25 protein-coding genes are annotated in these 26,099 nt (G+C 60.3%); 14 read left to right on the top strand and 11 right to left on the bottom strand.

All coding sequences use genetic code 11. From position 1 onward, the window contains the following. Positions 1 to 993 (bottom strand): NAD(P)H-dependent flavin oxidoreductase, encoded by a 993-nt coding sequence (locus A8B82_RS11385; protein WP_067292282.1) that lies wholly within the window; start codon positions 991 to 993, stop codon positions 1 to 3. A 642-nt stretch (positions 994 to 1,635) separates the two neighbouring features. On the opposite strand from A8B82_RS11385, the gene A8B82_RS11380 reads away from it, so the two are divergent. The 7 genes from A8B82_RS11380 to A8B82_RS11350 all read left to right on the top strand — a co-directional run bounded on the left by A8B82_RS11380 (position 1,636) and on the right by A8B82_RS11350 (position 9,366). Beyond that, complete coding sequence (locus A8B82_RS11380) at positions 1,636 to 2,442, top strand: ABC transporter ATP-binding protein (protein ID WP_067292280.1); 807 nt, start codon at positions 1,636 to 1,638, stop codon at positions 2,440 to 2,442. Continuing rightward, entirely contained in the window at positions 2,439 to 3,155 is a 717-nt protein-coding gene (locus A8B82_RS11375) for an ABC transporter ATP-binding protein (protein WP_067292277.1), read from the top strand. The genes A8B82_RS11380 and A8B82_RS11375 overlap by 4 nt, the downstream gene beginning before the upstream one ends. Positions 3,156 to 3,158: 3 nt before the next feature. Beyond that, a complete protein-coding gene (locus tag A8B82_RS11370; protein WP_067292274.1) occupies positions 3,159 to 4,031 on the top strand; it encodes a branched-chain amino acid ABC transporter permease in 873 nt (290 codons plus the stop codon). Positions 4,032 to 4,050: 19 nt separating this feature from the next. Next, on the top strand, positions 4,051 to 5,022 hold the full coding sequence (locus A8B82_RS11365) for a branched-chain amino acid ABC transporter permease (RefSeq protein ID WP_161489454.1): 972 nt from the start codon (positions 4,051 to 4,053) through the stop codon (positions 5,020 to 5,022). Between the two features lie 38 nt (positions 5,023 to 5,060). After that, positions 5,061 to 6,242, top strand: coding sequence for an ABC transporter substrate-binding protein (locus A8B82_RS11360; RefSeq protein ID WP_067292270.1), 1,182 nt, complete (start codon positions 5,061 to 5,063; stop codon positions 6,240 to 6,242). Positions 6,243 to 7,528: 1,286 nt separating this feature from the next. Next, entirely contained in the window at positions 7,529 to 8,149 is a 621-nt protein-coding gene (locus A8B82_RS11355) for a 2-hydroxychromene-2-carboxylate isomerase (protein WP_067292267.1), read from the top strand. A gap of 44 nt (positions 8,150 to 8,193) precedes the next feature. Further along, complete coding sequence (locus tag A8B82_RS11350; protein ID WP_067292266.1) at positions 8,194 to 9,366, top strand: acetyl-CoA C-acyltransferase; 1,173 nt, start codon at positions 8,194 to 8,196, stop codon at positions 9,364 to 9,366. 158 nt (positions 9,367 to 9,524) lie between these two features. On the opposite strand, the gene A8B82_RS11345 is transcribed toward A8B82_RS11350, so the two are convergent. The 4 genes from A8B82_RS11345 to A8B82_RS11330 all read right to left on the bottom strand — a co-directional run bounded on the left by A8B82_RS11345 (position 9,525) and on the right by A8B82_RS11330 (position 12,763). Next, positions 9,525 to 10,328 carry an enoyl-CoA hydratase-related protein gene (locus A8B82_RS11345; RefSeq protein WP_067292263.1) on the bottom strand — a complete coding sequence of 268 codons (804 nt, stop codon included), beginning with the start codon at positions 10,326 to 10,328 and terminating at the stop codon, positions 9,525 to 9,527. Between the two features lie 2 nt (positions 10,329 to 10,330). Further along, positions 10,331 to 11,062, bottom strand: coding sequence for an SDR family NAD(P)-dependent oxidoreductase (locus A8B82_RS11340; RefSeq protein ID WP_067292260.1), 732 nt, complete (start codon positions 11,060 to 11,062; stop codon positions 10,331 to 10,333). Between the two features lie 81 nt (positions 11,063 to 11,143). Continuing rightward, positions 11,144 to 11,941: a thioesterase family protein gene (locus tag A8B82_RS11335; protein ID WP_067292259.1), complete on the bottom strand. Its 798-nt coding sequence runs from the start codon at positions 11,939 to 11,941 to the stop codon at positions 11,144 to 11,146. A 273-nt stretch (positions 11,942 to 12,214) separates the two neighbouring features. Next, positions 12,215 to 12,763 carry a winged helix-turn-helix transcriptional regulator gene (locus tag A8B82_RS11330; protein ID WP_067292256.1) on the bottom strand — a complete coding sequence of 183 codons (549 nt, stop codon included), beginning with the start codon at positions 12,761 to 12,763 and terminating at the stop codon, positions 12,215 to 12,217. A gap of 273 nt (positions 12,764 to 13,036) precedes the next feature. Here A8B82_RS11330 and A8B82_RS11325 point away from each other — a divergent pair, with 273 nt between their 5' ends. Beyond that, on the top strand, positions 13,037 to 14,134 hold the full coding sequence (locus A8B82_RS11325) for an NmrA family NAD(P)-binding protein (protein WP_067292255.1): 1,098 nt from the start codon (positions 13,037 to 13,039) through the stop codon (positions 14,132 to 14,134). A gap of 196 nt (positions 14,135 to 14,330) precedes the next feature. On the opposite strand, the gene A8B82_RS11320 is transcribed toward A8B82_RS11325, so the two are convergent. Beyond that, positions 14,331 to 15,548, bottom strand: coding sequence for an NAD(P)/FAD-dependent oxidoreductase (locus A8B82_RS11320; RefSeq protein ID WP_067292253.1), 1,218 nt, complete (start codon positions 15,546 to 15,548; stop codon positions 14,331 to 14,333). Then, on the bottom strand, positions 15,541 to 16,926 hold the full coding sequence (locus A8B82_RS11315) for an aminotransferase-like domain-containing protein (RefSeq protein WP_067292252.1): 1,386 nt from the start codon (positions 16,924 to 16,926) through the stop codon (positions 15,541 to 15,543). The genes A8B82_RS11320 and A8B82_RS11315 overlap by 8 nt, the downstream gene beginning before the upstream one ends. Before the next feature lie 234 nt (positions 16,927 to 17,160). Here A8B82_RS11315 and dctP point away from each other — a divergent pair, with 234 nt between their 5' ends. The 6 genes from dctP to eutC are packed head-to-tail and all read left to right on the top strand — an operon-like array spanning position 17,161 to position 22,764. Then, positions 17,161 to 18,168 (top strand): TRAP transporter substrate-binding protein DctP, encoded by a 1,008-nt coding sequence (gene dctP / locus A8B82_RS11310; protein WP_067292249.1) that lies wholly within the window; start codon positions 17,161 to 17,163, stop codon positions 18,166 to 18,168. Between the two features lie 58 nt (positions 18,169 to 18,226). Further along, positions 18,227 to 18,823 carry a TRAP transporter small permease gene (locus A8B82_RS11305; protein WP_067292244.1) on the top strand — a complete coding sequence of 199 codons (597 nt, stop codon included), beginning with the start codon at positions 18,227 to 18,229 and terminating at the stop codon, positions 18,821 to 18,823. Next, a complete protein-coding gene (locus A8B82_RS11300; RefSeq protein ID WP_067292242.1) occupies positions 18,820 to 20,124 on the top strand; it encodes a TRAP transporter large permease in 1,305 nt (434 codons plus the stop codon). The genes A8B82_RS11305 and A8B82_RS11300 overlap by 4 nt, the downstream gene beginning before the upstream one ends. A gap of 33 nt (positions 20,125 to 20,157) precedes the next feature. Then, complete coding sequence (locus tag A8B82_RS11295) at positions 20,158 to 20,541, top strand: RidA family protein (protein ID WP_067292240.1); 384 nt, start codon at positions 20,158 to 20,160, stop codon at positions 20,539 to 20,541. A gap of 25 nt (positions 20,542 to 20,566) precedes the next feature. Next, positions 20,567 to 21,964, top strand: coding sequence for an ethanolamine ammonia-lyase subunit EutB (locus A8B82_RS11290; protein WP_067292237.1), 1,398 nt, complete (start codon positions 20,567 to 20,569; stop codon positions 21,962 to 21,964). Further along, positions 21,961 to 22,764 carry an ethanolamine ammonia-lyase subunit EutC gene (gene eutC, locus A8B82_RS11285; RefSeq protein ID WP_067292235.1) on the top strand — a complete coding sequence of 268 codons (804 nt, stop codon included), beginning with the start codon at positions 21,961 to 21,963 and terminating at the stop codon, positions 22,762 to 22,764. The genes A8B82_RS11290 and eutC overlap by 4 nt, the downstream gene beginning before the upstream one ends. A 29-nt stretch (positions 22,765 to 22,793) precedes the next feature. Here the strand turns inward: eutC and A8B82_RS11280 are convergent, their stop codons facing one another. The 4 genes from A8B82_RS11280 to A8B82_RS11265 are packed head-to-tail and all read right to left on the bottom strand — an operon-like array spanning position 22,794 to position 26,056. Further along, positions 22,794 to 23,777, bottom strand: coding sequence for a branched-chain amino acid ABC transporter permease (locus A8B82_RS11280; RefSeq protein ID WP_067292232.1), 984 nt, complete (start codon positions 23,775 to 23,777; stop codon positions 22,794 to 22,796). After that, positions 23,774 to 24,637, bottom strand: coding sequence for a branched-chain amino acid ABC transporter permease (locus A8B82_RS11275; RefSeq protein ID WP_067292230.1), 864 nt, complete (start codon positions 24,635 to 24,637; stop codon positions 23,774 to 23,776). Before A8B82_RS11275 ends, A8B82_RS11280 begins: the two co-directional genes overlap by 4 nt. Beyond that, a complete protein-coding gene (locus A8B82_RS11270) occupies positions 24,634 to 25,344 on the bottom strand; it encodes an ABC transporter ATP-binding protein (RefSeq protein ID WP_067292228.1) in 711 nt (236 codons plus the stop codon). Before A8B82_RS11270 ends, A8B82_RS11275 begins: the two co-directional genes overlap by 4 nt. Further along, the gene (locus A8B82_RS11265) at positions 25,331 to 26,056 is read right to left on the bottom strand and encodes an ABC transporter ATP-binding protein (protein WP_067292225.1); all 726 of its coding nucleotides are present in this window, start codon (positions 26,054 to 26,056) and stop codon (positions 25,331 to 25,333) included. The genes A8B82_RS11270 and A8B82_RS11265 overlap by 14 nt, the downstream gene beginning before the upstream one ends. Positions 26,057 to 26,099 lie beyond the last annotated feature (43 nt).

The raw sequence follows: 26,099 nt of genomic DNA, 5'->3' as shown, positions 1-26,099 counted from the left end.
TCAGGAGGCTGCGGCCATCGGTGCTGAGATCAGGCCGAATTGACGGCGAATGATCTCGTCGGCCTGTGCCATCGTGCGGTCGATCAGGTCGGCCACGGTCGGGATATCGTCGATCAGGCCGGCCACCATGCCGCAAGACCAGGCCCCGGCGTCCATTTCGCCTTTGTACATGATCCGCGGATAGACGCCCGCGACTTCGTCGGCGATGTCCTCAAACTTGAGGCTTGCCCCAAGCTCCTTTTCCTTCTCGATCAAACGCTCCACGCCCTTGTTGTTCAGAACCCGCTCCGTGTTGCGCAGCGGGCGCATCACCAGCCGGGTGTCGAGCTCGGTCGCATCCAGAATCGCCTGTTTCACATTCTCATGCACCGGCGCGTCCTTGGTCGCGACAAAACGCGTGCCCATGTTCATGCCACCGGCGCCAAGCGCCAGCGCGGCAACCAGCGAACGCCCGTCCGCCATGCCACCCGAAGCGACGAAGGGAATCTTCAGCTCGTCTGCGGCACGCGGCAGCAGGATCATGTTGGGAATGTCGTCTTCACCGGGGTGGCCACCGCATTCGAAACCGTCGACGCTGACGGCATCGCAGCCAATCGACTCGGCTTTCAGGGCATGGCGTACCGAGGTGCATTTGTGGATGACCTTGATTCCCGCTTCGTGCAGTGCCGGCAGCACTTGGGACGGATTATTGCCTGCGGTCTCTACAATTTTGACGCCGCTTTCGATGATGACCCGGACATAGCCCGGATAGTCGGGGGCGTTGACGGCAGGCAGGAAGGTGAGGTTCACGCCAATCGGCTTGTCCGTCATCTCCTGGCATCGCGCGATCTCCTTGGCCAGGTTCTCGGGCGACCCTTGCGTGAGTGCGGTGATAATTCCCAACCCACCCGCGTTCGATACCGCCGCGGCAAGTTCTGCCAAACCGACGCAATGCATGCCGCCCTGGATGATCGGGTGTTCGATGCCGAAAAGTTCCGTGATGTTTGTTTGCATAGTATCTTGCTCCTGTCCTTGCCCACCCTGCGCAACATGCAGATCCAGCGGCACATCTTCGTTCTATTAAAGAACCCTATAAAGAGAACAGATTCGAAATCAACTCAATTTTGCCCGCGTCCTTCGACAACGCTACGTTACCTGGGCGTCTGGTTACGCAGCAGCACCCCGCCGGCTAGCATGACCTGAATCCAAGGCGAGACTATCAGTGCGCCAACGCTGCGAAGCTCAGTTTCGAATCTTAATCCTCCTCAGACAACGAACGCAGAAAATAGACATGGAATACACTCTCCCTAACCAGAAACACCTGTGCTCGGAGACTAAAAAGCAGGTGAGGCAGGTCTGTCCGCCAGAGCGCCTCTGGCGGCGGTATCCACGCGGACGAGGCAGTGTAAATCAATCTTAACGTTAAATTTCATCGGCATTTGAGCCGATCTGAACCACTCACGAGACAGGCGATCAAACCGTTCTGCGCACCGCGAGGTGAAGAGGAAGACTGGCGGTGCCGCGAAAAAAATTGACAGGAATAATTCAGGTGACTAAGTTCGCAAATGACACTTACAATACGAATCCTATCTGAACAAAGGGCACATGGCATGAAAATGAGGCACTCTCTTAAGCTAAAAAACGAGTTGTAAGCGCATGTCATCTGGGGAGGGGGGCATCGCCGATAAGGTGAACAACGCTGCATTGCTGAGGATCAGCAATCTTGAAGTCAGCTTTGGCGGAATTGTAGCTGTTGATAACTTGAGTTTTGAAATGGCACCGGGTGAGGTCTGCGGGTTGATCGGCGCGAATGGTGCCGGAAAGACGACGATCTTTAACTGCATAAGCCGGATCTATACGCCATCCGGCGGCTCCATCACTTTCGACGGCAATAATATTCTCGACTTGAAAGCGCGCGACATGGCCGGGATCGGCATTGGTCGGACTTTTCAGAATCTGGTTCTGTTTCCATCGCTCAGCGTGCGGGAAAACATCGAAGCCGGGGCGCATTCCGTTGGCAAGAGCGGCTTTTTCGCCGACTTGTTGCGCCTGCCCATCGCCTCTGCGACCCGTCGGGACATCCAGGAACGCGCACAGGAGATGATCGAATTGCTGGGGCTCTCCCCCATCGCAGAAGAACCCATAGGAAGTTTGACCTTTGCTACGCGCAAACGTGTGGAGTTGGCACGCGCGCTTGCCTCTGATCCGAAGCTTCTGTTGCTCGACGAACCGGCAGGCGGACTGAGCCACGGAGAGGTGGACGAACTGATGGAACGCGTGCGCGAAGTGCGTGATCGGTTCTCGCTCGCGATGTTGATCGTGGAACATCACCTGAATTTCGTCATGCGGATTTCGGACCGCGTTGTTGCGGTAAACTTTGGACGCAAGATTGCCGATGGCAAGCCTTCCGAGGTCAGCGTCAACCCGGCAGTTCTGGAAGCTTATCTGGGGACAGCAGCATGAGCGCGGCACTGGAAGTTTCGGACCTGTCAGGGTCCTACGGGCAAGGCAACGTCTTGTACAATATGAATTTCACCGTGGAGCAGGGCGGGATCACCGCGCTTTTGGGGGCGAACGGCGCGGGCAAGACCACAACCCTGCGCGCGATCTACAATCTGCTGCCCCAGCGCACCGGCGACGTTCGCCTGTTTGGATCCTCCACCGAGCGCAAACCGGCAGAGGCCGTCGCCCGCATGGGCGTGGGTCATGTGCCGGATGGACGTGGTACATTCGACTCTCTGACGGTCGAAGAGAACCTGATCCTGGGCGCCTATGGGCGACGCGACAAGTCGGCGGTGCGTGACGACATGAAGCGCATGTTCGGCTACTTCCCGCGACTTCAGGAACGCTTCACCCAACAGGCTGGCACGCTCAGTGGCGGGGAACAGCAGATGCTGGCAATTGCGCGCGCCCTGATCGGGCGTCCGAAGTTGCTGATCCTGGACGAACCCTCCTTTGGACTGGCGCCCGTGGTGGTGCAGGAAATCTTTTCGATCATTCGCCTGATCAACACACAGGAAGGGGTGGCCGTGCTTCTGGTCGAGCAGAACGCCGGCATGGCGTTCGCGCTCGCGGATCAGGCCTTTGTCATGGAAACCGGACGGATCGTCGTCAGCGGCAAAAGCGCGGATGTCGCAGCAAATGAAGAGGTCCGTCGGGCCTATCTTGGGATCTAAACGATGGACGCATTTATCTTTCAAATCATGACCGGTTTTGCCACAGGCTCAATCTATGCCTCGGTGGCATTGGCGCTGGTCATCATCTTCCGCAGCACACACGAGCTGAACCTCGCGCAGGGCGAGATGGCGATGTTCTCGACCTTTGTTGCCTGGCAATTGATCGAGTTCAACGTGCCCTATTGGGGGGCCTTCGCCATCACCTTGGTGTTTTCCTTCTTCGCGGGAATGCTGATCGAACGAATTTTGGTACGCCCGGCGCAGAATGGCAACCCGCTGACCGCGGTCGCAATTTTTGTCGGTCTTATGCTGATCATCAACGGGATGGCCGGGTGGATTTTCGGTTTCACCATGCGCGACTTTCCCAGCCCGTTTGAAAACCTGTTCACAGGATTGCCGGTGGCCCTGTCGGGGCATGAGATTGGTATGCTTGCCGTCGTCTTTACGATGCTGCTGCTGATATTTCTGTTCTTTCGCTTCACTCCGCTCGGACTGGCTTTGCGGGCCGTGGCGGTCAATCCGGAATCCTGTCGGCTGGTCGGGATCAGCGTGAACCGGATGCTCGCCATTGGTTGGGGTCTGGCAGCGATGATTGGATCGGTGGCCGGGATGATGGCCGCGCCCATCCTGTTTCTCGACCCCCATATGATGGCATTCATAATGACCTATGGCCTGGCGGCGGCGGTTCTTGGCGGGCTGGACAGCCCCCTGGGCGCGATCATCGCGGGCTTGTTGTTGGGCGTGATGGAAAACCTTGCGGGTGCCTATGTGGTGGGCCCGGAACTCAAACTTCCACTCGCGCTTCTCGTAATTTTCTCCGTCCTGGTCTTTCGGCCGCGTGGCCTGATGGGCCACGTCGTTATCAAACGGGTGTGATATGACTGATAGAGCAACAATGACCGGCACCAGATCTCCTCAGATTTCATCGGTTCTCAAGAAAGTGCTGATCCTCTGCGTCGGCGGCTTTCTTGTCGCCGCACCGTTTCTTGTCGAGAGCTTTGCCCTGTTCGAGCTGACGACCGTTCTTTGCTACGTCACAGTATTGATCGGCATGAATCTATTGACCGGTTATGGCGGTCAGGTTTCGCTGGGCCACGGGGCCTTCGCGGCTCTCGGTGCTTATAGCTATATCGTTCTGATCACGCTGGGCGTGCCCTTTTGGCCTGCCCTCATCGGCATCGGGGTCATCTGCTTCATCGCCGGGTTTGCATTTGGATTTCCCGCGCTACGCTTGTCCGGGCACCATCTGGCGCTGGCCACATTTGCCCTCGCCGTTGCGACTCCACAATTCATCAAGATCAAGGCATTTGAGCCATGGACGGGCGGCTCCAACGGCTCCTTCATTCCGCTCCCGGAAGCGCCTGCATGGTTTGCCTACGGTGATGAGGCGTGGTTCTACTATATTTGCGTTGGCTTCACCTTGCTGTCTTTGATCGTCGCAGTGAACATTCTGCGAGGGCGCAGCGGCACGGCAATCCGCGCGATCAAGGACAATCCCACGGCAGCAGCAGCCATGGGTATCGACGTCGCGCGCTACAAGACATTGGTATTCGGCGTCAGCACGACGATGGCCGGACTGGCCGGGGCAGGCATGTCCATCCAGACCCAATATGTCTCGCCGGAATCGTTCACGCTTGTCTTGTCCATCATATTTCTTGTGGGCTTGGTCGTGGGCGGAATAGGCAGCCTTTGGGGCGCGGTTCTGGGCGCATTGTTTCTTCAATACGTGCCCTACTACACAGAACAAGTGTCCGAAGTGGCCCCGGCGGCCGTGTTCGGTGCCCTTTTGCTCCTGACAATTTTCTTCATGCCACGCGGTCTGGCAGGGGCCGCAGCATCAGCCACACGTCGGCTCGGTCGAAAATAGAAACTGCCAATATGAATCTGTAATCCAGGGAGGATGAGATGATGTCTAAACACAAGATAATGGCTGTGGCCGTTGCGCTGTTGATGCAACCGCTCGCAGCATCTGCACAACAATATGACGACGGTGCCTCTGACACCGAAATCAAGCTGGGCGAAACCATGCCCTACAGTGGCCCCGCCTCTTCGCTGGGCGAATTTGGACGCGTGCATACGGCGTTCTTCGAGATGATCAACGACAAGGGGGGCGTCAACGGTCGCAAGATCTCGCTCAACACTGTTGACGTTGGCATGAGCCCGCCCAAGGCATTGGCCGAAACCCGGCGCATGGTAGAACGCGAGAAAGTCCTTGCGATATTCTCGCAGTTCGGGACCGGACCCAGCATGGCCACCCGCGAATACCTCAACAGCAAAGGCATCCCGCAATTGTTCTCGGTTTCGGGCGCTGGCATCCTGCTGGACGCGGAAAAGTTCCCGTATACAACGGGTTGGCTGCCGCAATACGACGCTGAAACAAGAACCCACGCCGAATACATCAACACCTACAAACCTGAGGCCAAAATCGCCATTCTCTATCAGAACGACGATTTCGGGAAGGAACTGCTGGCCCTTCTTACCAAGGACCTCGAAGGCTCAAAAGCAACCATCGTCGCATCGGAAAGCTATGAATTGAGCGATGCAACGGTCGATCAACAGATCGCAACGCTTCAACAAAGCGGGGCGGATATGCTGATCCTCTATTCTTTCCCCAAGTTCACAGCCCAGGCCCTGCGCCGCGCCTATGACATCGGCTGGCGTCCAGATCGCCTGATTTCGCAAACCTCCGTATCGGTTTCGCAGGTTCTGGACGTGATCGGGCCAGAGCGGTCTGAAGGTGTGATTGGTGCCGCATATGCAAAGGATCCTGCTGATCCGCGTTGGGAGGATGACCCCGCAATCGAGGAATGGCGTCAGTGGATGAAGGACTACTACCCCGAGGGCACACTGACCGACACTCTGCCCATCGTGGCATATGTTCAGGGCCAGGTGGTGGTCGAAGTTCTGCGCAAAGCCGGCGATAACCTGACCCGCGAAAACATCAAGGATCAGTCTCTCTCACTGGACTTCCAGCCTGATCTGTTCATGCCCGGCGTTCGGATTGTCACCGGCCCGAACGACACTGCCCCGATCGAGGAGATGCCCCTGTCTCAGTTCCGCTCGGGCAGTTGGCAACCGCTGGAGTGATGAGCCTCCCTTTTGATTGAAGGTAACCGCGCCATTGGCACCGCCCATCTGAGTATGAAGCTTTGATCTAAGACACTCTTGTTGATGACGTCTTTTGCAACGTCTCTTATACGGGGTCTGCGACGCGAGGCGAAATTCTTGGAGTACAGCGGCGGCGCTTCTGGCGCGGCGAGGACAAGCTGGAAATATTCGCCTCGGTTGGGATTGCCGGGGCGACAGTGGCTCAAGTGGTACAGCGCGATAAGGTGACCGGCAGCAGATTAATGCCTGGCGGCACGACCTAAAGAAGATGGGTCTGTGGTCTCACCCATATGCGAAAGGGGATCGCGGGGCTGAACGCGCGTTGTCAGACCGTTGCCCCGGCGCGACATGGTGGAGCAACCGGGCATCGCGATTTCGGCCCCTGGTAGCTTGGCATTCAGCTTTGAACTTCTCCGGCATCTACAGCACCCTCAACGGAAAAGACCGCACCCGATTTCAGCTGAGCGGTGAGCCATGCAACACGAGTCGGTTCTTTTTAAAATAGCTAAACACTGGCAGGTGGCGATTACGTGCTTGGCAGAGTGACCATAGCGCCGCAACGTCAGAAACCCGGAGGATCCGAAGCGGCCTGGATCATGGGATGAAACACATGATGACGCAAGTTCTGTAGAACACGGAAATGCCCCGGCCCTGCAATTGGTGATCTACTACGTTTCACTTTTACATTCAGGCATCGCATATCTCTTATTAAATTGATATATAACATTTTATTCAGGAACTGGTGCCTCAAGCTAAAAGCTGAACGCTGTAAGAAGAGAAACGGCAGCGTGTTAAGTCGCCGCCATACCAGAACGCAATCAAGGTAATTCCCACTGGTCGGTGCGCCCTCCCCCACCTTGGCGGCGCTGTTCAGTCACGGCGGAAATTGAACAAACAGCAAAGGCCCGCTTGACGTATCCGGTCCACTGGTAGATAGTTCTTAAATAGCACTCGCCTGCATTAGATCATTGATGCAGACACAGGAACTAAGACTGCGCTTAAAGCATCGGATGAAAACTTGGCTACAATCGGACACATTAAATCTTCCACTGTCCTTGGCACCGAATGCGGTGACAGCACTGCGTTTGAGCAGATATTGGGAATGGTAGGATTGATCTCCATTGCTGATGAAGCATTTGGGGAAATTTGATGCTTCCAACGCAGCCAGAAGCAGTCAACCGGACGCATCGGGCACTCAAAGTCGACGCTCGGACGCTCAGACCTTCAGAACCCATATACGGCCTTGTAAGGAAGGATAGTAAGTCATGACGAATGTTGAATTTCTCTTCGATTTTGGAAGCCCCAACGCCTATTTCTGCCATCGGGCGATCCCCGCGATCGAACAGAGCACCGGGGTAAAGTTCACCTATGTCCCGATCCTGTTGGGCGGCGTGTTCAAGGCCACCGGAAACAGATCGCCGTTCGAAGCCTTCGCCGGCATCAAGAACAAGAACGACTATGACGGGTTGGAAATAAAGCGGTTCTGCGAGGAACACGGGATCACGGATTTCCGCAGCAATCCGCATTTCCCGATCAATACGCTTGCCCTGATGCGCGGGGCGGTTGCCGCGCAAAAGATCGGTGTTTTCGAAAAATACGTCAACGACTTCTACCGCTACATGTGGGTCGAAGAGCGCAACTTGAACGACCCCGCAGAAATTGCCAGGGCGCTCACCGACTCTGGCTTTGACGCCAAAGAACTGTTTGCGCTGACCCAGGATCCAGAGATCAAGCAGACCCTTGTGGACAACACGTCGGACGCGGTCGCGCGCGGCGTATTTGGATCACCCACATTTTTTGTGGATGACGATATCTATTTCGGCAAGGACCGCCTGCACGTCGTCGTCTCGGAAATCGAAAAACGGCGGGCCAAGGCTTCGGCATAAGGCCCACTGACCATACCAAAAAACTAGTCAAATTGGAGAAGACTATGCGCGATGCTCTCATCGTGTCGACGGCACGCACGCCGATCGGCAAAGCCTACCGTGGCGCGTTCAACGCCACCCCCCCGACAGCGCTGGCGGCACATGCCATCAGCCATGCCGTTGCGCGGGCCGGCGTGGACCCGGCCGAGATTGAGGACTGCCTGCTGGGTTGCGCCCTGCCGCAGGGCTATGCCCATACCATTGGCCGCACGGCAGCCATCCGGGCCGGCCTGCCGGTAACCGTATCGGGCATGACGCTGGATCGGCAATGTGCCTCGGGGCTGATGGCCATCGCCACTGCGGCAAAACAGGTTTCGTTTGACGGCATGGATATTGTCGTTGCGGGCGGTGTGGAATCCATCTCGCTGGTGCAAACGCCCGAAATGCGGGTGACCAAGGACCCCAAGCTGGAAGAAATGCAGCCTGACATGTACATGTCGATGCTGGAAACCGCCGAAACGGTAACCAAGCGCTACGGGATCGACCGCGAACGCCAGGACCTGTATGGCGTTCAGTCCCAGGCCCGCACAGCCGCCGCGCAGGAGGCTGGCCGTTTCGATCAGGAAATCGTGGCGATGGACGCCGAGATGGTGGTAACCGACAAGGAAACCGGTGCGACTTCTACAAAATCCGTGCATCTCGCCAAGGACGAAGGCAACCGGCCCGGCACCACCTATGAAAATCTGGCCGGTATTCGTCCGGTATTCGAAGGCGGTGCTATTTCCGCCGGGAACGCGAGCCAGCTGTCGGACGGGGCATCGGCCTGTGTCGTGATGGACGCGAAGCGGGCCGAGCAAGCGGGCGTTGAGCCGCTTGGCCGGTATGTCGGCATGGCCATGGCCGGGGTCACACCCGACGAGATGGGCATCGGCCCGGTCTATGCCATTCCGAAACTGCTCAAGCGTCACGGTCTGAAAGTCGAGGACATCGGGCTTTGGGAACTGAACGAAGCCTATGCTGTGCAGGTCATCTATTGCCATGAACAACTCGGCATTCCGATGGACCTGCTGAACGTTAATGGCGGCAGCCTTTCGATTGGCCATCCCTACGGCATGACCGGCGCGCGTTTGGTCGGACACGCATTGATCGAAGGCAAGCGGCGCGGCGCGAAGCATGTGGTTGTTACCATGTGCATCGGCGGTGGCATGGGCGCGGCAGGGCTCTTTGAAGTTCTCTAACTGACGCACCTCTTCCAGAAAATGTTAAGAGCGACCGGGCAAACGGTCGCTCTTTTTGTTGGTCCTTTGCGCATCGTTCTTTGCGAGTGATCCATAGCGGGCGGGCAAAAAAAAACCGGCCCTCAGGGGCCGGTTTCGTGCATCCGGAAATGTTACGCTCAGGAGATCTTACTGAAATCCGGCTTGCGTTTTTCCCGAAACGCGCTGAAAGCCTCCGCCGCCTCGGGTCCGCTTAGGAGCTTGGCGAAGACCTGGCTTTCGGCGGTAATCTGCGCATCCAGACTGCCCTTGGGCCGCATCAGCGCCTTCGTGGCACGCAGCGACTCTGCGGGGAGCAGCGCAAGGGCGTCGGCATAGCCTGCCGCCGCCGTCACACATGCCTGCAAATCCGGCTGCACTTCCAGCGCGAGGCCACAGGCGACGGCCTCGTCCCCGCTAAGCCGCTGCCCCAATGCAAAGACCGCATAGGCCTTCTGATAGCCAATGCGGGCGGGCAGTATTGCGCTTGACCCGGCCTCCGGGCACAACCCCAGCGGGACAAAAGGCGCGCCGATCTTCGCGTCGGCGGTAACGACAACAACATCGCAGTGCAGCAACATTGTCAGGCCAATTCCTGTGGACAGACCCTGAACCGCTGCGACCAATGGCTTTTCAAAGGTCGCGATGGTGTTGATGAACCGCGTTGCTTCGTTTTCGGTAGCCGCGCTGCTGTCGGAATTGGCTTTGGAAAAGTCAGCGATGTCATTGCCCGAGCAAAAGACAGAGCCTTCGCCGTGGATAAGGACCGACCTGATCCCCGGATCTGCGGCGGCCTGCTCCAATCCCGCCGTCATCGCAGCATACATCGCTTGCGTCAGGGCATTCCGCTTGTCAGGCCGGGTCAGGACAATCGTGAGGACCGGACCCGAAACAGAGACCCGAATATCGGCCTGCTCGGTTTGATCCAATGCTGTGTTCGTCATACTCACCATGTTTCTCCTTTTGGGCGGATATGCTTTTCAAAGGTCCAGGCGTCCTCGGGTTGACGCCACAGGTCAATATAGGCTTCGGCAACAGCAGCCGGGCGCATCAGAGTGCGATCCTCACCGCCGCTGCGCAGACCATCGGCGATCCGCTGGCGCACCCAGGCCGTGTCTACACCGGAATCGATCACCAGGTGCGACACATGGATGCCCTGCGGCATCAGCTCGCGCGCCGCACTTTCCGCAACGGCACGCAGACCGAACTTGGCACTGGCAAACGCAGCGTAACCCTTGCCGCCGCGCAGACCTGCAGTGGCACCGGTGAAGAACAGGCACCCCTTCCCGCGCGGTAGCATATGGCGCGCCGCTTCGCGTCCCGAAAGGAACCCGGCATAGCAGGCCATCTCCCAGACTTTCCGGAACACCCGTTCGGTTGTTTCAACAAATGGAAACTGCACATTGGCACCGATGTTGAAGATTGCGACTTCGAGCGGACCGGCGGCTTCGGCATCTGCCATGAACTGAATGACTTCATCTTCGTTGCGCGCATCCAGCGATCGCGCAACGATCCGACCGCCCGCGGCCTCGATCTCTTCCACCAGCGGAGCGAGCTTTTCACCGTTCCGACGGCCGGCAAATACGAGAAATCCCTCTGCCGCGAACGCTTTGGCAATCTCTCCGCCTATATAGTCACCAGCCCCAACTACGGCTACGGTCGCCTGTCTTTTCTCCATGTCGTCACTCTCCCACGGACCCGCCTTTGGACCGTTAGATATTCGGTTCTATTTTAGAACTTGTCAACCCGTCGCAGCGACCTAACCGAACAGTGCAACCGTCTGCTTCATGGTTGCGACGGCAACCCCGTCTTCATCCCAAATGGTCATGTTCTGCGCTGAATACCCGTCTTTGGCGGTTTCTCCCCGAGTCTCGATCAGCCACCAGCCGGATTCACTTTTTATCGCATCAACCAGCAGATCAATCGACCAGGTCATGGTGCTGACGCTTATTGGCACATCGTCAAAAAGCGGCATCGCTGCCGGTGGCAACCCATCGCCCAGGGCCAGGAGCGAAGCCATGGTTGTTGGCGCTGTGTGATCCTGGTGGCGCAGCCAGACCAGAATATGGGCGTCCTTGGCTGACGATTTTGGCTGCGCACCTGCAACGACACGGCTTTCGAAATGACGCGTAAAAGCAGGTGCCGTCGGCAACTGGAAGTACGTCGAACACTGATCAGGCGCACGCATCTCTGGTGGCGGCACATTCTCCAAATTCAGCGAAGACGCGCGATTGGCACCGAAGCACAGCAACCCACGCACGGCAAGTCCGGCCTCGCCAAAAAGATCGACGCCGATAAAAACCGTAGATTTACCACGCCGCAAGACCGTCGGGACAATGCTGAGACGCCCGGACGACGGCCCAATGAAGGCAAATTGAGCCGATCGCAACGGCGGCAAGTCACCGACATGGCGCTGCGCCGCCTCGAAACAGAGTGCGGCTGACAGCCCGCCATAGGCTGTGCGCCCCTGCAGCCAGTCATCCGGCAGAACTGCTTCGAAGCCATCTGCGGCTGGGATCAGGGCATCCAGAAGGGATTGGAAAGGCGTTAGGGTCATTGGCTTTGTCTCTTTTGGTCCGAGGGAATGGCAGCACGAAAGTTTCCGAATCTGCAAAGGCAAGTTGACTCGTCATGCTTCATTGGTGCCGAAAAAGAACCCAAAGATCAATCTTGTAGCTGGGCTGGGGTACGGTCCGGGCCTTGCGGGACAAACGGCCCTTCATCCTGCGCACCTGCGGACGCGGCGATCTTGGTTACATTGAACACGGCTCGGGACCAGATGCTGCGCGCGTTGGTCGGGCTCCCCGATCATCTATGACCGGCTTCTTCGTCAGGTTTCCGCGCGGTTTGCTTCGGCTTCAGCGCGGCGTGCCTTTGCTTCGGCGCGGCGTGCCTTGGCGTGTGACACACGCCAGTGAACCAGCTCGTCAGCGCCGGGACCTGCCTCAATGGCCAGATCCACCGCACTCACCGGCTCACCCGTGCTCCGGTCGATGTAGCTCCAGCCAACTTCTGCCCCGGTTTTTCGGTTCACAAACTTCATCGGCGGCGACGAGGCGCCGGAGAGATCCAGGCGATCACCAATCTGGGCAAGCACCATTATAGCTGGCCCGATTTGCCAGCCATTTTTGGTCAAGACATATTCAAACCGTTCCGGCTTCTGCTGATATCGCCGCCGCTCGACCAGGCCGTTGGCCTCCAGATGCTTTAACCGGTCACTGAGGGTCGCGTTGGTCACGCCGCTCGAATGGCGGAAATCTTCGTATCGGCTAAGCCCGCAAAGAAGATCGCGCAGGATCAGCACCGCCCAACGATCTCCGATCGCCGCCATTACTCCGGCGATCGAGCACACCATCCCGTCAAAACCCTTCGAGCGCATGAACTATTTTCCTTTGCGCCCCAGGAGATATTCCGAAAAGACGCGCCTCTTAACTCTCATAATCAGAGTTAGCTTAATTTGGTTCTCTAACAAACTCAACCCGGTTCGCGCGATGCCACCTGCCGTGCGCAGGGGTCTTGGTCCAGCCATCCCGATTTGAGCAAATTGCCCCTTGCTTCATAGTCCCTCTTATTATAAGAGTATCATGAAATTCCGGCAAGACCGAACTGCAAACGCCCGGATATCCGTTTCGTTAATCCCGAGGAGACAATGATGCCTTCACACTCCCCTTCCAAGATCTTCGTCATTGGCGCCACCGGCGCTCAGGGCATGCCGGTGGTCAGCGGTCTGGTCGCAGACAAGAAATATTCGGTCCGCGCCCTCAGCCGTGACCCAAACTCCCGCCGGGCCAAAGCCTTGCTTGCGCTTGGCAATGTCGAGATTCTTGAGGGGACATTTGCCGACGAGGAAACTCTGCGGCAAGGATTTCGCGGCTGTGACGGGGCCTATGTCAACATCGACGGCTTCAACAGCGGCGAGAAAACAGAACTGTTCTGGGCCATCCGCAGCTATGAAATCGCCATCGAAGAAGGCGTGAAGTTCTTCGTTTACGGAAACCTCGACTACGCGCTGAAAAAGGGCGGCTACGACTCCAAATTCCGCACCGGCCACTATGACGGCAAGGGCCGCATCGCCGAATGGATCTTGTGGCAAAACGAAGAGAACAAGGACCGGATGGGCGCAGCCGTGTTCACCACCGGCCCCTATATGGAGATGGCGATCTCGGCGTGGACGCCCATGAGCCCCACCGTGGAAGACGGCATTGCGACATGGCGGGTGCCACTCGGCGACGGCGCGGTGCCGCATGTCGCACTCGAAGATTGCAGTTATTACGCCCGCTGGCTCTTCGACAATGCTGAGCGCGCAAATGGCATGAAACTTGAAGTCGCCATCGAGCAGGTTGACTATCAAAAGCTCGCCACCGCGTTCGAAAAGGTGACCGGACACCCGGCAAGATACATCGACACCGATCTGGAAACCTACTGGACCAGTGGGTCGCTCAGCAGGGCGGCCAAAGCGCCTGCCGGTTACAACGCCGACTTGGCGGATAAGAGCACGATGACTGTAAAGCAAAACTTTACCGGATTCTGGAACAGCTGGAAAAATGAGACGGTCAAGCGGGACTATGCACTTCTGGATGAAATTCACCCCAACCGCATCAAAAGCGTTGAAGACTGGCTGAGACGCGAAGATCAACTCGGACGGGAGCTTGGCAAAGGCAGCCTATGGGAAAGGATTCAGCCCGAGAACCTGTACAAAGCGCCTCCCCTGCTCAAGCTGTCGGAGGATAACCGGACGGGCCGCCTCTAGGATCCGCCCCGACGCAACGGGATGGACCCGAGCGCATCAACATTTCACGGCTTTCAAACACCGTTTCGACAAAAATTCGAACCTTCATGATGGGCCAGGCTTGGTTCTGGATACCTAGACGTATCACACCAAACACCATGTTTTGCCCATGCCTCCGGGCCGGATTCCAGTGACGTTGTCGAGCGGTGAAGCCGCGCTAATCTGCCACTAGTCGCGCGACCATGCGGGCGGTTCTGGGAGCCAGAGTCAGGCCCAGATGGCCGTGACCAAACGCCAGGATGACATCGCCGCCAAGCCGCCCGCGGCGGATCACCGGGATCGAATCCGGCATCGAGGGGCGAAAGCCGAACCAGCACCGGTCGGGCGTGCCGAGGTGCGGGAACATCGCCCGCGCGCCGCGTTCCAGAAGCGCATGGCGCGCAGGGTCGGGCGGCAGGCCAAGCCCGCCCAGTTCCACCGTTCCGGCAAAGCGCAGCCGTCCGGCCATGGGAATGGCATAGAACCCGCGCGCAACCGGGCAGACGACACGCCGCAGCAGCGGCTCTGTCATGTCGTATTCGATATGGTATCCGCGTTCGGTATCGAGCGGCAGCAGATCGCCTGCCTGGGCCGACAGGGCACGCGAATGGGCCCCGGCGGCAATCACCACCTTTCCGGCTGCGATGGCCAGACCGTCGCCCTGCAGATGCACCCGGCCACCGCGCCGTTCAAGCCGCCGCACGGCCCGCGGAACCATGGCGACGCCAGCCTCGGTCAGGCTGGTGGCCAGTTTCCGCATCACTTCGCCGGGGTCGTCGATGTTGACCGCATTGGGAAAGAACTGTGCCCCGGCAACCGGCTTCAGCCGTGGCTCCATCTGCGCCACCTGCGGCCCGTCCAGAAGTTCAACCTCTGCGCCGTGCCGGCGTCGGAATGCCGCCTCGGTGGCGCCGGCAGTCATTGCCTGCGGCGTGTCATAGGCATAGAGGCAGCCGTTCCGGTGGAGATGCCCGCTGGCACCGATTTCGGCGGCAAATTCCTGCCACAGCGGCGTCGCGTCATGCAATAGCTCTCCCAGCGCGGCGGCGTTGGCCTCGGTGCGGGCGGGCAGGCAATTGCGCAGGAAGCGGGCGATCCAAGGCGTCAGGCCCGGCAGCGCCGCCAGCCGCACCGAGAGTGGGCTGTCGCGGTCGAAAGCCAGGGCCGCGAGGTTGCGAAGAACGCCCGGATTGGCGACCGGCAGCACCCCGTAATCGGCAATAGTACCGGCATTGCCGAACGAGGCACCGGAACCGGGGGCGTTCGGCTCGATCACGGCCACCTCGCGGCCGTCGCGGGCCAGCCGCAGCGCGATGGCCATGCCGATCACACCGCCGCCAATGACGGCAATTTCAACAGATTGAGGAGCGCCAGAGAAAAACGTCGGCTCAGACATGGACGTTGGCCTTGTGCAGGCCGCCCTCCAGGATTGTGCGCAGGATCGCCGCCGCTCGGCGCAGATCGTCGCGCGAGCGGGCGGCGCTGAGGTTGATCCGCACCGCATGCGGCGGTGCCTGATCCCGGTCGAGAGCGAATGCCTCGCCGGGCAGGACGCTGACCCCGGCGCTCTCGGCGGCGCGCACGAAACTGCTGCTGCGCCATGGGTCGGGCAGCATCAGCCAGCCGTGCGGCGCGGTCGGTTCCGACCTCAGGTCGTAGTCGACCAGCCCCTGAGACAGGATTTGCTGGCGCGCCTGCAGCTCATCGCGCTGCTCGGCAATGATCCGGTCGAGGCTGCCCTCTTCGATCAACCGGGTCACCATGAGCCCGGTCAAGAAGCTGGTGCTCCAGCAGTTAACCCGCAGGATCGCGGCGATATCGCGCACCAGAGAGGGCGATGCGCTGACCGCCCCCAGACGGATGCCGGGCGCGGCGCATTTCGACAGGCTGGTGATATGGACGGTGATATCGGGGTTCTCGGCGGCAATCGTCGGCAGCGGATCGGCAATTTGCGCCCGGTAGACGTCATCCTCGATAATTTTTACCCCGGCAGCGCGGGCAATCCGGGCCAACGCACGGCGGCGGTCGAGGTCGAGCGTCACCGTGGTCGGGTTCTGCAGGTTCGGCACCAGAAACAGCGCCGCCGCTTCCTGTGTCCGGCAGGCCATCGCCAGGGCCTCGGGCAGCATCCCGCCTGCATCGGTGGCTACCGGCACCAGACGCAGATCGAGCGAGGCGCAAAGCGGTGCGATCCCCTGATAAGTGATGGCGTCGGCCAGCACCGCCTGCCCCGGCCTGGCGATGGCGCCAAGCACACAGGCAAGGCCGTGCTGGGCCCCGTTGGTGACCACGATGCGGTCGGGATCGTTGTGGCCGGTCGCCGAGGTCAGCCAGCCGGAAAGTGCCGCCCTGGTCCAGCGCGGCCCTTCGGCGGGATGAAAATCCTGGACCGCGTGAAAGCGCGGATCTGAAACCAGCCGCGGCATCAGGTTGGCAATCGCCTTCAGATAGCCTTCGGTTGCCGGTCGGTTCACCGTGAGATCGAGATAGCCTTCCGCTTCGAGCGGAGCCGACTTGAACGCCGCGCGATCAGCGGCCGAAACGATGATCGAGCCGCGCCCCGGCCGACTCTCGACCAACCCGCGTTCCTGGAGCGTCGCAAATGCGCGGGTAACAGTGGTCACGTTCACCCCAGCCTGGCGGGCAATCTCGCGCTGTGGCGGCAAGCGGTCGCCAGCGCTCAGTTCGCCGGTCTCGACCAATTGCGCGACGTGATCGGCCAATTGCCGATAGACCGGGATGTCATCCCTGCTGGTGTCGATAGCTTCAAACATTGTGCCTGCCTGTTTTGTTAGCTCGGATTTTGCCACGTACTTGAGTGACATACAAGTCTAACTTTCTGCCAGATTACTGCCGATTAATCGTTGATTATCGCGAAATCTCGGCAAAATTACCGCTTGACGGACATCTGGCCGCAGATTATGCCAGACAAACTGGTAATGTATGACCATATAATAAAACAATCAGACCCGAATGTCTGCCTGCCAACCAACTGGAGGACTATCCGCATGATTCTATCCCGCAAACTTTCCGTCACCCTCGGTGCCGTTTCACTTTTCGCCATGATGGCGGGTGCAGCCAATGCCGAAACGCTGCGACTTTCGACCCTGAAGCAGCCTGGGTCAGATGGCGCCAAGGCGGCGCAGCATTTCGCCGATCTGGTCGCCGAAAAATCCGGTGGCAATCTGACAGTCACAGTCTATCCGGCCAGCCAGCTGGGTGATTGGACCGAGGTTTATGAACAGGTGATCGCCGGTGCCATCGACATGGCGATGCAACCCTTGGCCACCAGTTCCGACAAGCGGCTGGCGATCACTTGGTTCCCCTATGCCTTCACCAACTACGAGACTGCCGAAGAATCGCTGTCGCCCGGCGGCCCGGTGTTCGAGATCGTCCGCGATGCGCTGACACCGCAGGGGCTGACGCCGCTCGCCGTCTATGGCGCGGGCATGGGCGGCGCGGGCTTTGCCGGTCCGGTCGAGGATCCGGCCGATACCGCACTGCGTCGCAACCTGAAAGTCCGGGTCTGGCCGGGCGGCACCACCCACAAGGTGCTGCTGGAAGACTTTGGCTATAACACCGCAACCCTGCCCTGGGCCGATCTCTATACCGGCATGCAAACCGGCGTGGTCGATGGCCAGATCGGCGGCACCGCAGTGATGGCATTGGAAAGCTTCGCCGATATCACCAAGACCTGGGTGCAGTATAACGATCATTTCGAGTCCGATTACTTCTTCATCAACTCCGACAAGTTCGCCGGGCTCTCGCCCGAGGACCAGAAGGTGATCCAGGACGCCGCTGTCGAAGTTGCCAATGAACAATTCGCAGCAGTAAAGGCGGCGGACGCGGCGGCACTGCAAACGATGCGCGACAAGGGCATCACCGTCGTGACTTTCGACGATGCGACGCTCGACAAACTTGCCCAGACCGCGCGCACCGTGGTGTGGCCGCAGATTGCCGACGAATTGGGTGCCGAGACGCTGAAGAAGCTCGAAACCTCGATCGGCATGAATTGAGCCTTCGCCGGGTCGGCCCCAGCGGTCGGCCCGGCCCCAACCTGGTCGGGAGACCGCGATGCGCGAAGATGGACACCATGCCAGCATTGCCGAAACGCTTTCGGCCGAGGGCAGCTTTCACCCAGATGGCGTCAATACGCCTAAATTCCTCAATGGCCGGATGCTGGCACTTTGGACCGCCAAGATCCGCCTGCAGCGGTTGGTATTGCTGATCTGCGGCAGCGCGCTGACGGTTCTGGTCTTCGTTCAGGTGGTCACGCGCTATCTGATGGGCATTTCACTGTTCGGGATCGAGGAACTGGCCAGTTTCGTCGCTGTCTACCTTTATTTCGTCGGTGCCACCCATGGCACCTGGGAGCGCGGCCATATCTCGGCCAGCCTCGTTGATCTTATTCTGCCCAAGGGCCGGTCGCAGCATGTCGTGGCGGTGATCGCCGCAGGCATTACCACGGCCCTCTGCGGCTGGATGACGCTTTGGTCATGGCAATACCTGGCCTTCGTTATCCACCGCCACACCGTTTCGCTCGAAACCGGCATCCCGATGTATGCGATCATCGTGGTGATGCCGGTCTGCCTGAGCCTGATGACGCTGTATTTCGCCATCGAGGTGATGCTGCGCGCCAGCCCATCCGACAACCGGGCAGACGCAGCATGAGCCCGCTTGTCATTGTCGATGCGGGGCTGCTGACCCTGCTGTTGGTCATCGGCGTGCCGGTCCCCTTCTGCTTCGCCGGGGCGGTGCTGTTTCTAATGATTTTCGGCGATTTCGGCGCCGCCAGCTTCCTGATCGGTGCCGGCTATTCCAAGCTGTCGTCGCTGGTCCTGGTGGCGATCCCGCTTTACATCCTCGCTGGCGGCATCATGGGGTCGGGCGGCATTGCCGGGCGGCTGGTCGATCTGGCGGATTCGGTGTTTGGCCGGTTGCGTGGCGGGCTCGGGATCGTGGTGATCCTGGCGACGGCGGTGTTCGGTGCCATCTCCGGCATGGCGTCATCAGCCGTCGCCGCCATCGGCACGATCATGATCCCGCGGATGGAGGAACGTGGCTACGACCGCGGTTATGCCACCTCACTGGTCGCCGCCTCCTCGGTGCTGGCACTGCTGATCCCGCCTTCGGCCTCGATGATCCTCTACGGCTGGGTCACCGGCACCTCGATCCTTGCCTGCTTCCTGGCGCCCATCTTGCCCGGCCTGCTGCTCTGCCTGGCGCTCGGCTCCTGGAACTACATTCTGACCCGCAAGATGCCGCTGACGGTGCAGCCACCAGCCACCACCCGTGAGATCGGTTTTGAGGTCTTCGCCCGCGCCAAGCGCGCCGGTGCCGGGCTGATGATGCCCCTGATCATCCTCGGCTTCATCTATGGCGGCGTCACCACGCCGACCGAAGCCGCCGCCGTCGCCGTGGTCTACGCCATCCCGATCTCGATCTACCTTTACCGCGACTTGAACTGGCGCGACCTGAGCGAGGTGATCTGGAGGGCCGGGCAGACCACCGGTGTGCTGATGGTGCTGATCTTTTTCGCCGCCATGCTGGGCCGGATCTGGACGCTGGAAAACGTGCCGCAGCAGATCATGGAGGGCTTCCTGACCGTCAGTGATAACCCGGTGGTACTGCTGCTGATGGCCAACCTGTTCCTGCTGGTCGTCGGGATGTTCATGGAAGATGTCAGCGGCATCCTGCTGGCGGCACCGCTGTTGTTGCCGGTGGTGACACGGGCTGGCGTCGATCCGATCCATTTTTCGGCCATCGTTGCCACCAATCTCGGCATGGGGCTGATCACCCCTCCGACCGCGCCGATCCTCTATTTCGCCGCGCTGATCGGCAAGGCCAACCTCGCGTCGATGCTGAAACCCTCGATCATCTTCGTGCTGTTCGCCTATCTTCCGGTCGTCCTTCTCACCACCTTCGTCCCCGCCCTGTCGATGTGGCTGCCACATCTGATCCTCGGGCAATAGCCCCCCCCCAAAAAAACCGAAAGGACGCGATCCATGCAAATCGAGCGAATCTCCTACACGCCCGACGCCAAGGGCCAGACCCCGCCCTATTCGAAACTGGTCAAGACCGCCGCCGGTCTGGTCTTCGTCGCCGGGCAGGTCGGCATGGACGATACCGGCCAGCCGGTGCCCGGTGGCATCGAGGCCGAGACCCATCGGATGTTCGCCAATCTCAAGTCCGCGCTGGCGGCGGGCGGGCTCGGCCTGGCGGACGTGGTCAAGGCCACCGTCTGGCTGACTTCGGCCGATGACATCACCGCCTTCAATTCGATCTATCGCGACTATTTCGGTGCCGATCTCCCGGCCCGCGCCTGCGTCCAGTCCGGGCTGATGGGTCCGTTCAAGGTGGAAATCGACGTCATCGCCGCCGCGCGCTAACAGCAACCGTCATCCAAGAAGAGCCATGTCCGGATATCACCACAGTCTTGGCGGCGAGAGCTTCCGTTTTGCCGATCTGAAAACGCTGATGGCCAGGGCGACACCTTTGCGCTCGGGCGACCAGCTGGCCGGGCTCGCCGCCGCGACCGAGATCGAGCGGGCGGCGGCGCAACTGGCGCTGGCCGATCTGCCGCTGCGCGAATTCCTCAACGTGGCGCTGGTGCCCTACGAGACCTGCGAAGTTACCCGGCTGATCCTCGACAGCCACAGCGCCACCGCCTTTGCCCCGGTCGCTCATCTGACCGTCGGCGGCTTGCGCGACTGGCTGTTGTCCGACGCGGTGAATGCACCCGAGCTGACCGCCCTCGCCCCCGGGTTGACACCCGAGATGGCGGCGGCGGTTTCGAAAATCTGCCGGGTGCAGGACCTGATTGCCATCGCCCGCAAATGCCGCGTGGTGACCCGGTTCCGCAATACGATCGGCCTGCCCGGACGGCTTTCGACCCGGCTGCAACCGAACCATGCCACCGACGACCCCGCCGGGGTCGCCGCGTCGATCTTCGACGGGCTGATGTACGGTTCGGGCGACGCGGTCATCGGCATCAACCCGGCCTCGGACAATACCGCCGCCGTATCCGCCCTGCTGCATCTGACCGACGAGATCATCCATCAGCACGAAATCCCGACCCAATCCTGCATCCTGGCGCATGTCACAACCAGCATCGCCGCAATCGAGGCCGGCGCGCCAGTCGATCTGGTGTTCCAGTCGATCGCCGGAACCGAGGCCGCCAACCAGTCCTTCGGCATCTCGCTCGCGCTGTTGGTCGAGGCACAGCAGGCGGCGCTGTCGCTGAAACGCGGCACGGTCGGCAACAACGTGATGTATCTGGAAACCGGCCAGGGTTCGTGCCTCTCGGCAGAGGCGCATCACGGCGTCGACCAGCAGACGCTGGAGGCGCGGGCCTATGCCGTCGCCCGCCATGTCGAGCCCCTGCTGGTCAACACGGTCGTTGGCTTCATCGGCCCGGAGTACCTGTTTGATGGTCGCCAGATCATCCGCGCCGGGCTGGAAGACCACTTTTGCGGCAAGCTGCTGGGCCTGCCGATGGGCTGCGACATCTGCTACACCAACCACGCCGAAGCCGATCAGAACGATGTCGACATGCTGCTGACGCTTCTGGGGGTGGCCGGGATCACCTATATCATGGGCATTCCGGGGTCGGACGACATCATGTTGAACTATCAGACCACCTCGTTCCACGACGCGCTCTATGCCAGGCGCGTGCTGAACCTGCCTCCGGCACCGGAGTTCGAGACCTGGCTGGAGCAGAGCGGCATCATGGCCGCCGATGGCCGCTTCACCCCTGCCAGCCTGCCGCCGCAGCGCTTTACCGGCATGCTCGGGCACCTGGAAAGCCGATGACCGAGGCCCCTGACAACAGCGACCTCTGGCACCGTCTGCGACGCCACACCCCGGCGCGCATCGCGTTGGGTCGCACCGGCGTATCGCTGTCGACGGCCCGGCATCTCGAATTCCAGTCGGCGCATGCGCTGGCCCGGATGGCGGTACATTCCGCGCTGGATATTGCCGCCCTGCGCGACGACATTGACCGCTATTTCCCGGCCACCCTGGTGGTGCAAAGCCAAGCCCCCGACCGCACGACCTATCTGCACCGCCCCGACCTTGGCCGCCGACCGACCGCCGAGGCCGCGGCCCAACTGGCCACCGATGGCGACGGGGCCGATGTTGCCGTGGTGGTCTGCGACGGGCTGTCCGCCTATGCCGTTCAGCATAACGCGGCCCCGTTTCTCGCCCAGCTGTTGCCGCGACTGGCGACCGAAGGGCTGCGTTTGGCACCTCTGGTGATCGCCACCCAGGCCCGGGTGGCGCTGGCCGATCCGGTCGGCGCGGCGCTGGGGGCACGGCTGACGCTGGTGCTGATAGGCGAGCGGCCGGGTCTGACCGCAGCCGACAGCATGGGCCTTTACCTGACATTCGCACCAAAGACGGGCCTTACCGACGCGGATCGCAACTGCATCTCGAACATCCGACCCGGTGGGCTGCGCTACGAAGAGGCCGCCTACCGCGCGCATTTCCTGGTCAGCCAGTCACTTCAGCGCGGTTTTTCGGGCGTCGGCCTGAAGGACGAAACGGCGGCCGAGGCGGCGGGCCCGCTTCAGGACCACCGCGTCTATCTTGACAGGCCCGCCACGCGTCGTTGACAGCGCCCGCCAGGACGCCGGCCATCGGTCTAGCTTTTCGTGTGGGTGTCAAAGCCGCTGGCACGTCGCGCACCCAAGATGTCGATGCCAGAGAAATCACGGAAGACGCCCCAGATCCCCTTGGCGGAAACCATCATGACGGCAATCGCCGCAGCGCCGAGCAGCATTAGGTAGAGATTGCCGGTGCCCGAGAAAAAGGCCCGCAGCAAGAAGTAGATCGCTGTACCGATAATCGGCCCCTCGACCGTGCCGATGCCACCGATGATCACAATGAAGAGCATGATCACCATCCAGTTGGGGTCAAACGCCCCGCCCGGTTGAACCTGGAAGACCGACATGTAGTAGACCGCTCCGGCCGCTCCGGTGAAGCCGGAGCCGACGACGAAGCCGACGAACCGTGTCCACCAGACGTTGATCCCGATGGAGGCCGCAGTGCCTTCGTTGTCGCGTACCGCTGCCAGTGCGAGCCCGAGGCGTGAGCGTGACAGGTAATAGAGACCAAAGACCGCAAGAAAGGCGAGCAAGGCGGCGAGATAGAAGGTCCACATGGCCACTAGGCTTCGGTCCATACCGCGCGTTGCCATCAGAGGAAGGCCGGAGACCGATCCAAGGAAATCACGCTGGGCAATGAACAGCCGGACAATCTCGGCAATCACCCAGATCGAGATCGCGAAATAGGCGTCCCGCAGCCGGAAGACGAGCGGCGAGATCAGCGCGGCAAAGGTGCCTGCGAACACGAAGGCCAGCGGCACGATCCAGAACGGGTTCAGACCCAGCCGGTTGGACAGTACGAAGACGAAATAAGCGCCCAGCCCGATGAACAGCTGCTGCCCGAAAGACATGAGGCCGACATAGCCCGCGAGAAAATTCCAGCTTTGCGCAAAGGCGAAGACGCAGAAGATTTCGACGATATACCGCAGGTTCCCCTCGGCCATCGCATGGGGCATCGCGATGAGGAGGACCGCTGACAGAAGGGCCGCCCCGGTCACAAGTTTCGATCGAAGATCAGTCATCGCCGCACCATCCCGGCAATGCCGTTTGGAGACAGGAAGAGGATGAGAAGGAACATGAGGTGGCCCCACATCAGCCCGGACGACGGATCAAGTTTCAGCGCGACAAGCTGCGTGACCCCGAGGATAATGCCACCGGCGAACATCCCCCAGAAACTGCCAAGCCCGCCGATCACGACCACCTCGAAGGCGATCAAAAGCCGGTCGGCCCCGGAATAGGGCGTGAAACTGCCGCGCATGGCAAGCAGCACCCCGGCCACCGCCGACAGGGCCATGGCGATCCCCATGGCAATGCCGTAGACCCTTCGATAATTGATTCCCGAGAGCTGCGCGACCTGGTGATCGTCTGCCGTGGCACGAATGATGCGGCCCATTCGGCTGCGGCGCATCCATAGGTGCAGCCCGGCAAAAAGCGCCAGCGCGATGCCAAGGATCACCACCGGCAGCACACCGAGCCTGAGCCCAAGGAAATCGAACCCCATGAAGCGCAGCTCGCCAACGTCGATCGAATGGCTGTTGGCACCGTAAAGCTCGACCATGCCGTTGCGCAAAACGATGGCCAGCCCGAAGGTCAACAGGATCTGCGGAATCGGATCCTGCCCAAGCACCCGGTTGATCAACAACCATTGCAGCAAGATACCGACGCCAAAAGAGATCGCCGCAACCGGGACGATGACAAGCAACGGATGCACCGGCGTCCAGGGCACGAGAAAGACCCCGAGAAACGCGGCGGCGACGATGAAATCCCCCTGAGTTACGTTCACAATCTTCATAATGCCGAATGCATATCCGAGACCAAGACCGACAAGCGCGTAAAGCCCACCCAGAAGCATCCCGTTGACGATGGTTTCAACCCAGATCATTCGGTTTTCTCCGTTCCGAAATAGGCCGCCGTGATGTCGTCCATCGCAAGCATATCGGTTGGCCCTTCGAGACTTACCTGGCCTTCGAGGAGGCAATAGGCATAGCCCGCCGCGGCAACGGCCTGTGTCACATTCTGTTCGATCACCACGATGGACACGCCGGTACTCCGGATCGCACCGAAACAGCGGTAGATGTCGTTGATGATGGTCGGGGCGAGGCCGAGCGACAGTTCATCGCACAGCAAGACGCGTGGATTGGTCATCAATGCCCGCCCGATGGCGACCATCTGCTGCTGGCCGCCAGACAGGCTGTTGGCGACGGCGTGGCGCAATTCGCCCAAAATCGGGAACAACTCGTAGATTGCGCCTGTCGTCCATTGCCCCGCGCGTCCAGCGCTTGCCCCGATCAGAAGGTTTTCCTCGACCGAGAGCGATCCGAACAGGCGGCGGCCTTCGGGCACCATGGTCATCCCGGCGCGGGCGATCCTGTCGGCGCGGTGACGGGTGATGTCTTTGCCCGCGAAACGGACGGTTCCGGTCTTTTGACCATGGATCCCCGAAATGGCGTTCAGAAGCGTCGACTTTCCCGCCCCGTTCGCTCCGATGATAGAGATGGTCTGACCTTCATCCAGTGTCAGGCTGACGCCATTGACCGCCTGAAAGTCGCCGTAGGAGACTTTCAGGTTTTCAACTTCAAGCAGGGGCATCCAGAACCGCTCCCATATAGATTTCAAGGACAGCGGGGTCGCGCATCACCGCGTCGGGCAGACCACTGGCGATCTCGGCCCCGAAATTGATGGCAAGGATCCGTTCGGCCACGGCAGAGAGCGCATGGGTCACATGTTCGATCCAGACCATTGCCACATCGGGTTTCAACTCCTGGATCAGCTCCACCAGTTCATGCACTTCGGCCTCGGTCAGCCCGCCCGCGATCTCGTCCAGCAGCAGCAGCCGCGGCCTGAGCGCCATGGCGCGCGCCAGTTCAAGCCGTTTGCGGTCGAGAAGCGGCAAAGACTCGGCGGGTTTGTCGGCGCGGGCCTTCAGCCCGGTGCGCGAGATCACGTCGCGCGCCCGGTGCTGCGCGGCATGCCCCGCGCCGCCGCCAAAGACGGCAGCGGCCAAGACGTTCTCGAAGGCCGTGAGCCGGCCAAACGGCTGCGGCACCTGATAGGTGCGCCCGAGCCCTGCCTTTGTCCGGGCATGCGCGGTTGCACCGGTCATGTCCTTACCGTCCAGAACGATCCGCCCCGCTTCCGGTTTGACATTCCCCGTCAGCATGTTGAAGACCGATGTTTTCCCGGCCCCGTTCGGGCCGATGATGCCAAGGCATTCCCCCTGCGCGACCTCGAAGGACAGGTTGTCGGCGACCGTGATCGCTCCGAACCGCCGGGACAGATTGGTGACGGCCAGTACTGTCACGCGCTACCTCCTGATGAATGCAGACTGGGCGCGCTGCGACGCG

It is taken from the genome of Sulfitobacter sp. EhC04 (genome assembly GCF_001650875.1).
Classification (GTDB): Bacteria; Pseudomonadota; Alphaproteobacteria; order Rhodobacterales; family Rhodobacteraceae; genus Sulfitobacter.
Note: the sequence above shows the minus strand (reverse complement) of the source record. Positions and strands in the feature narration are given on the sequence as shown.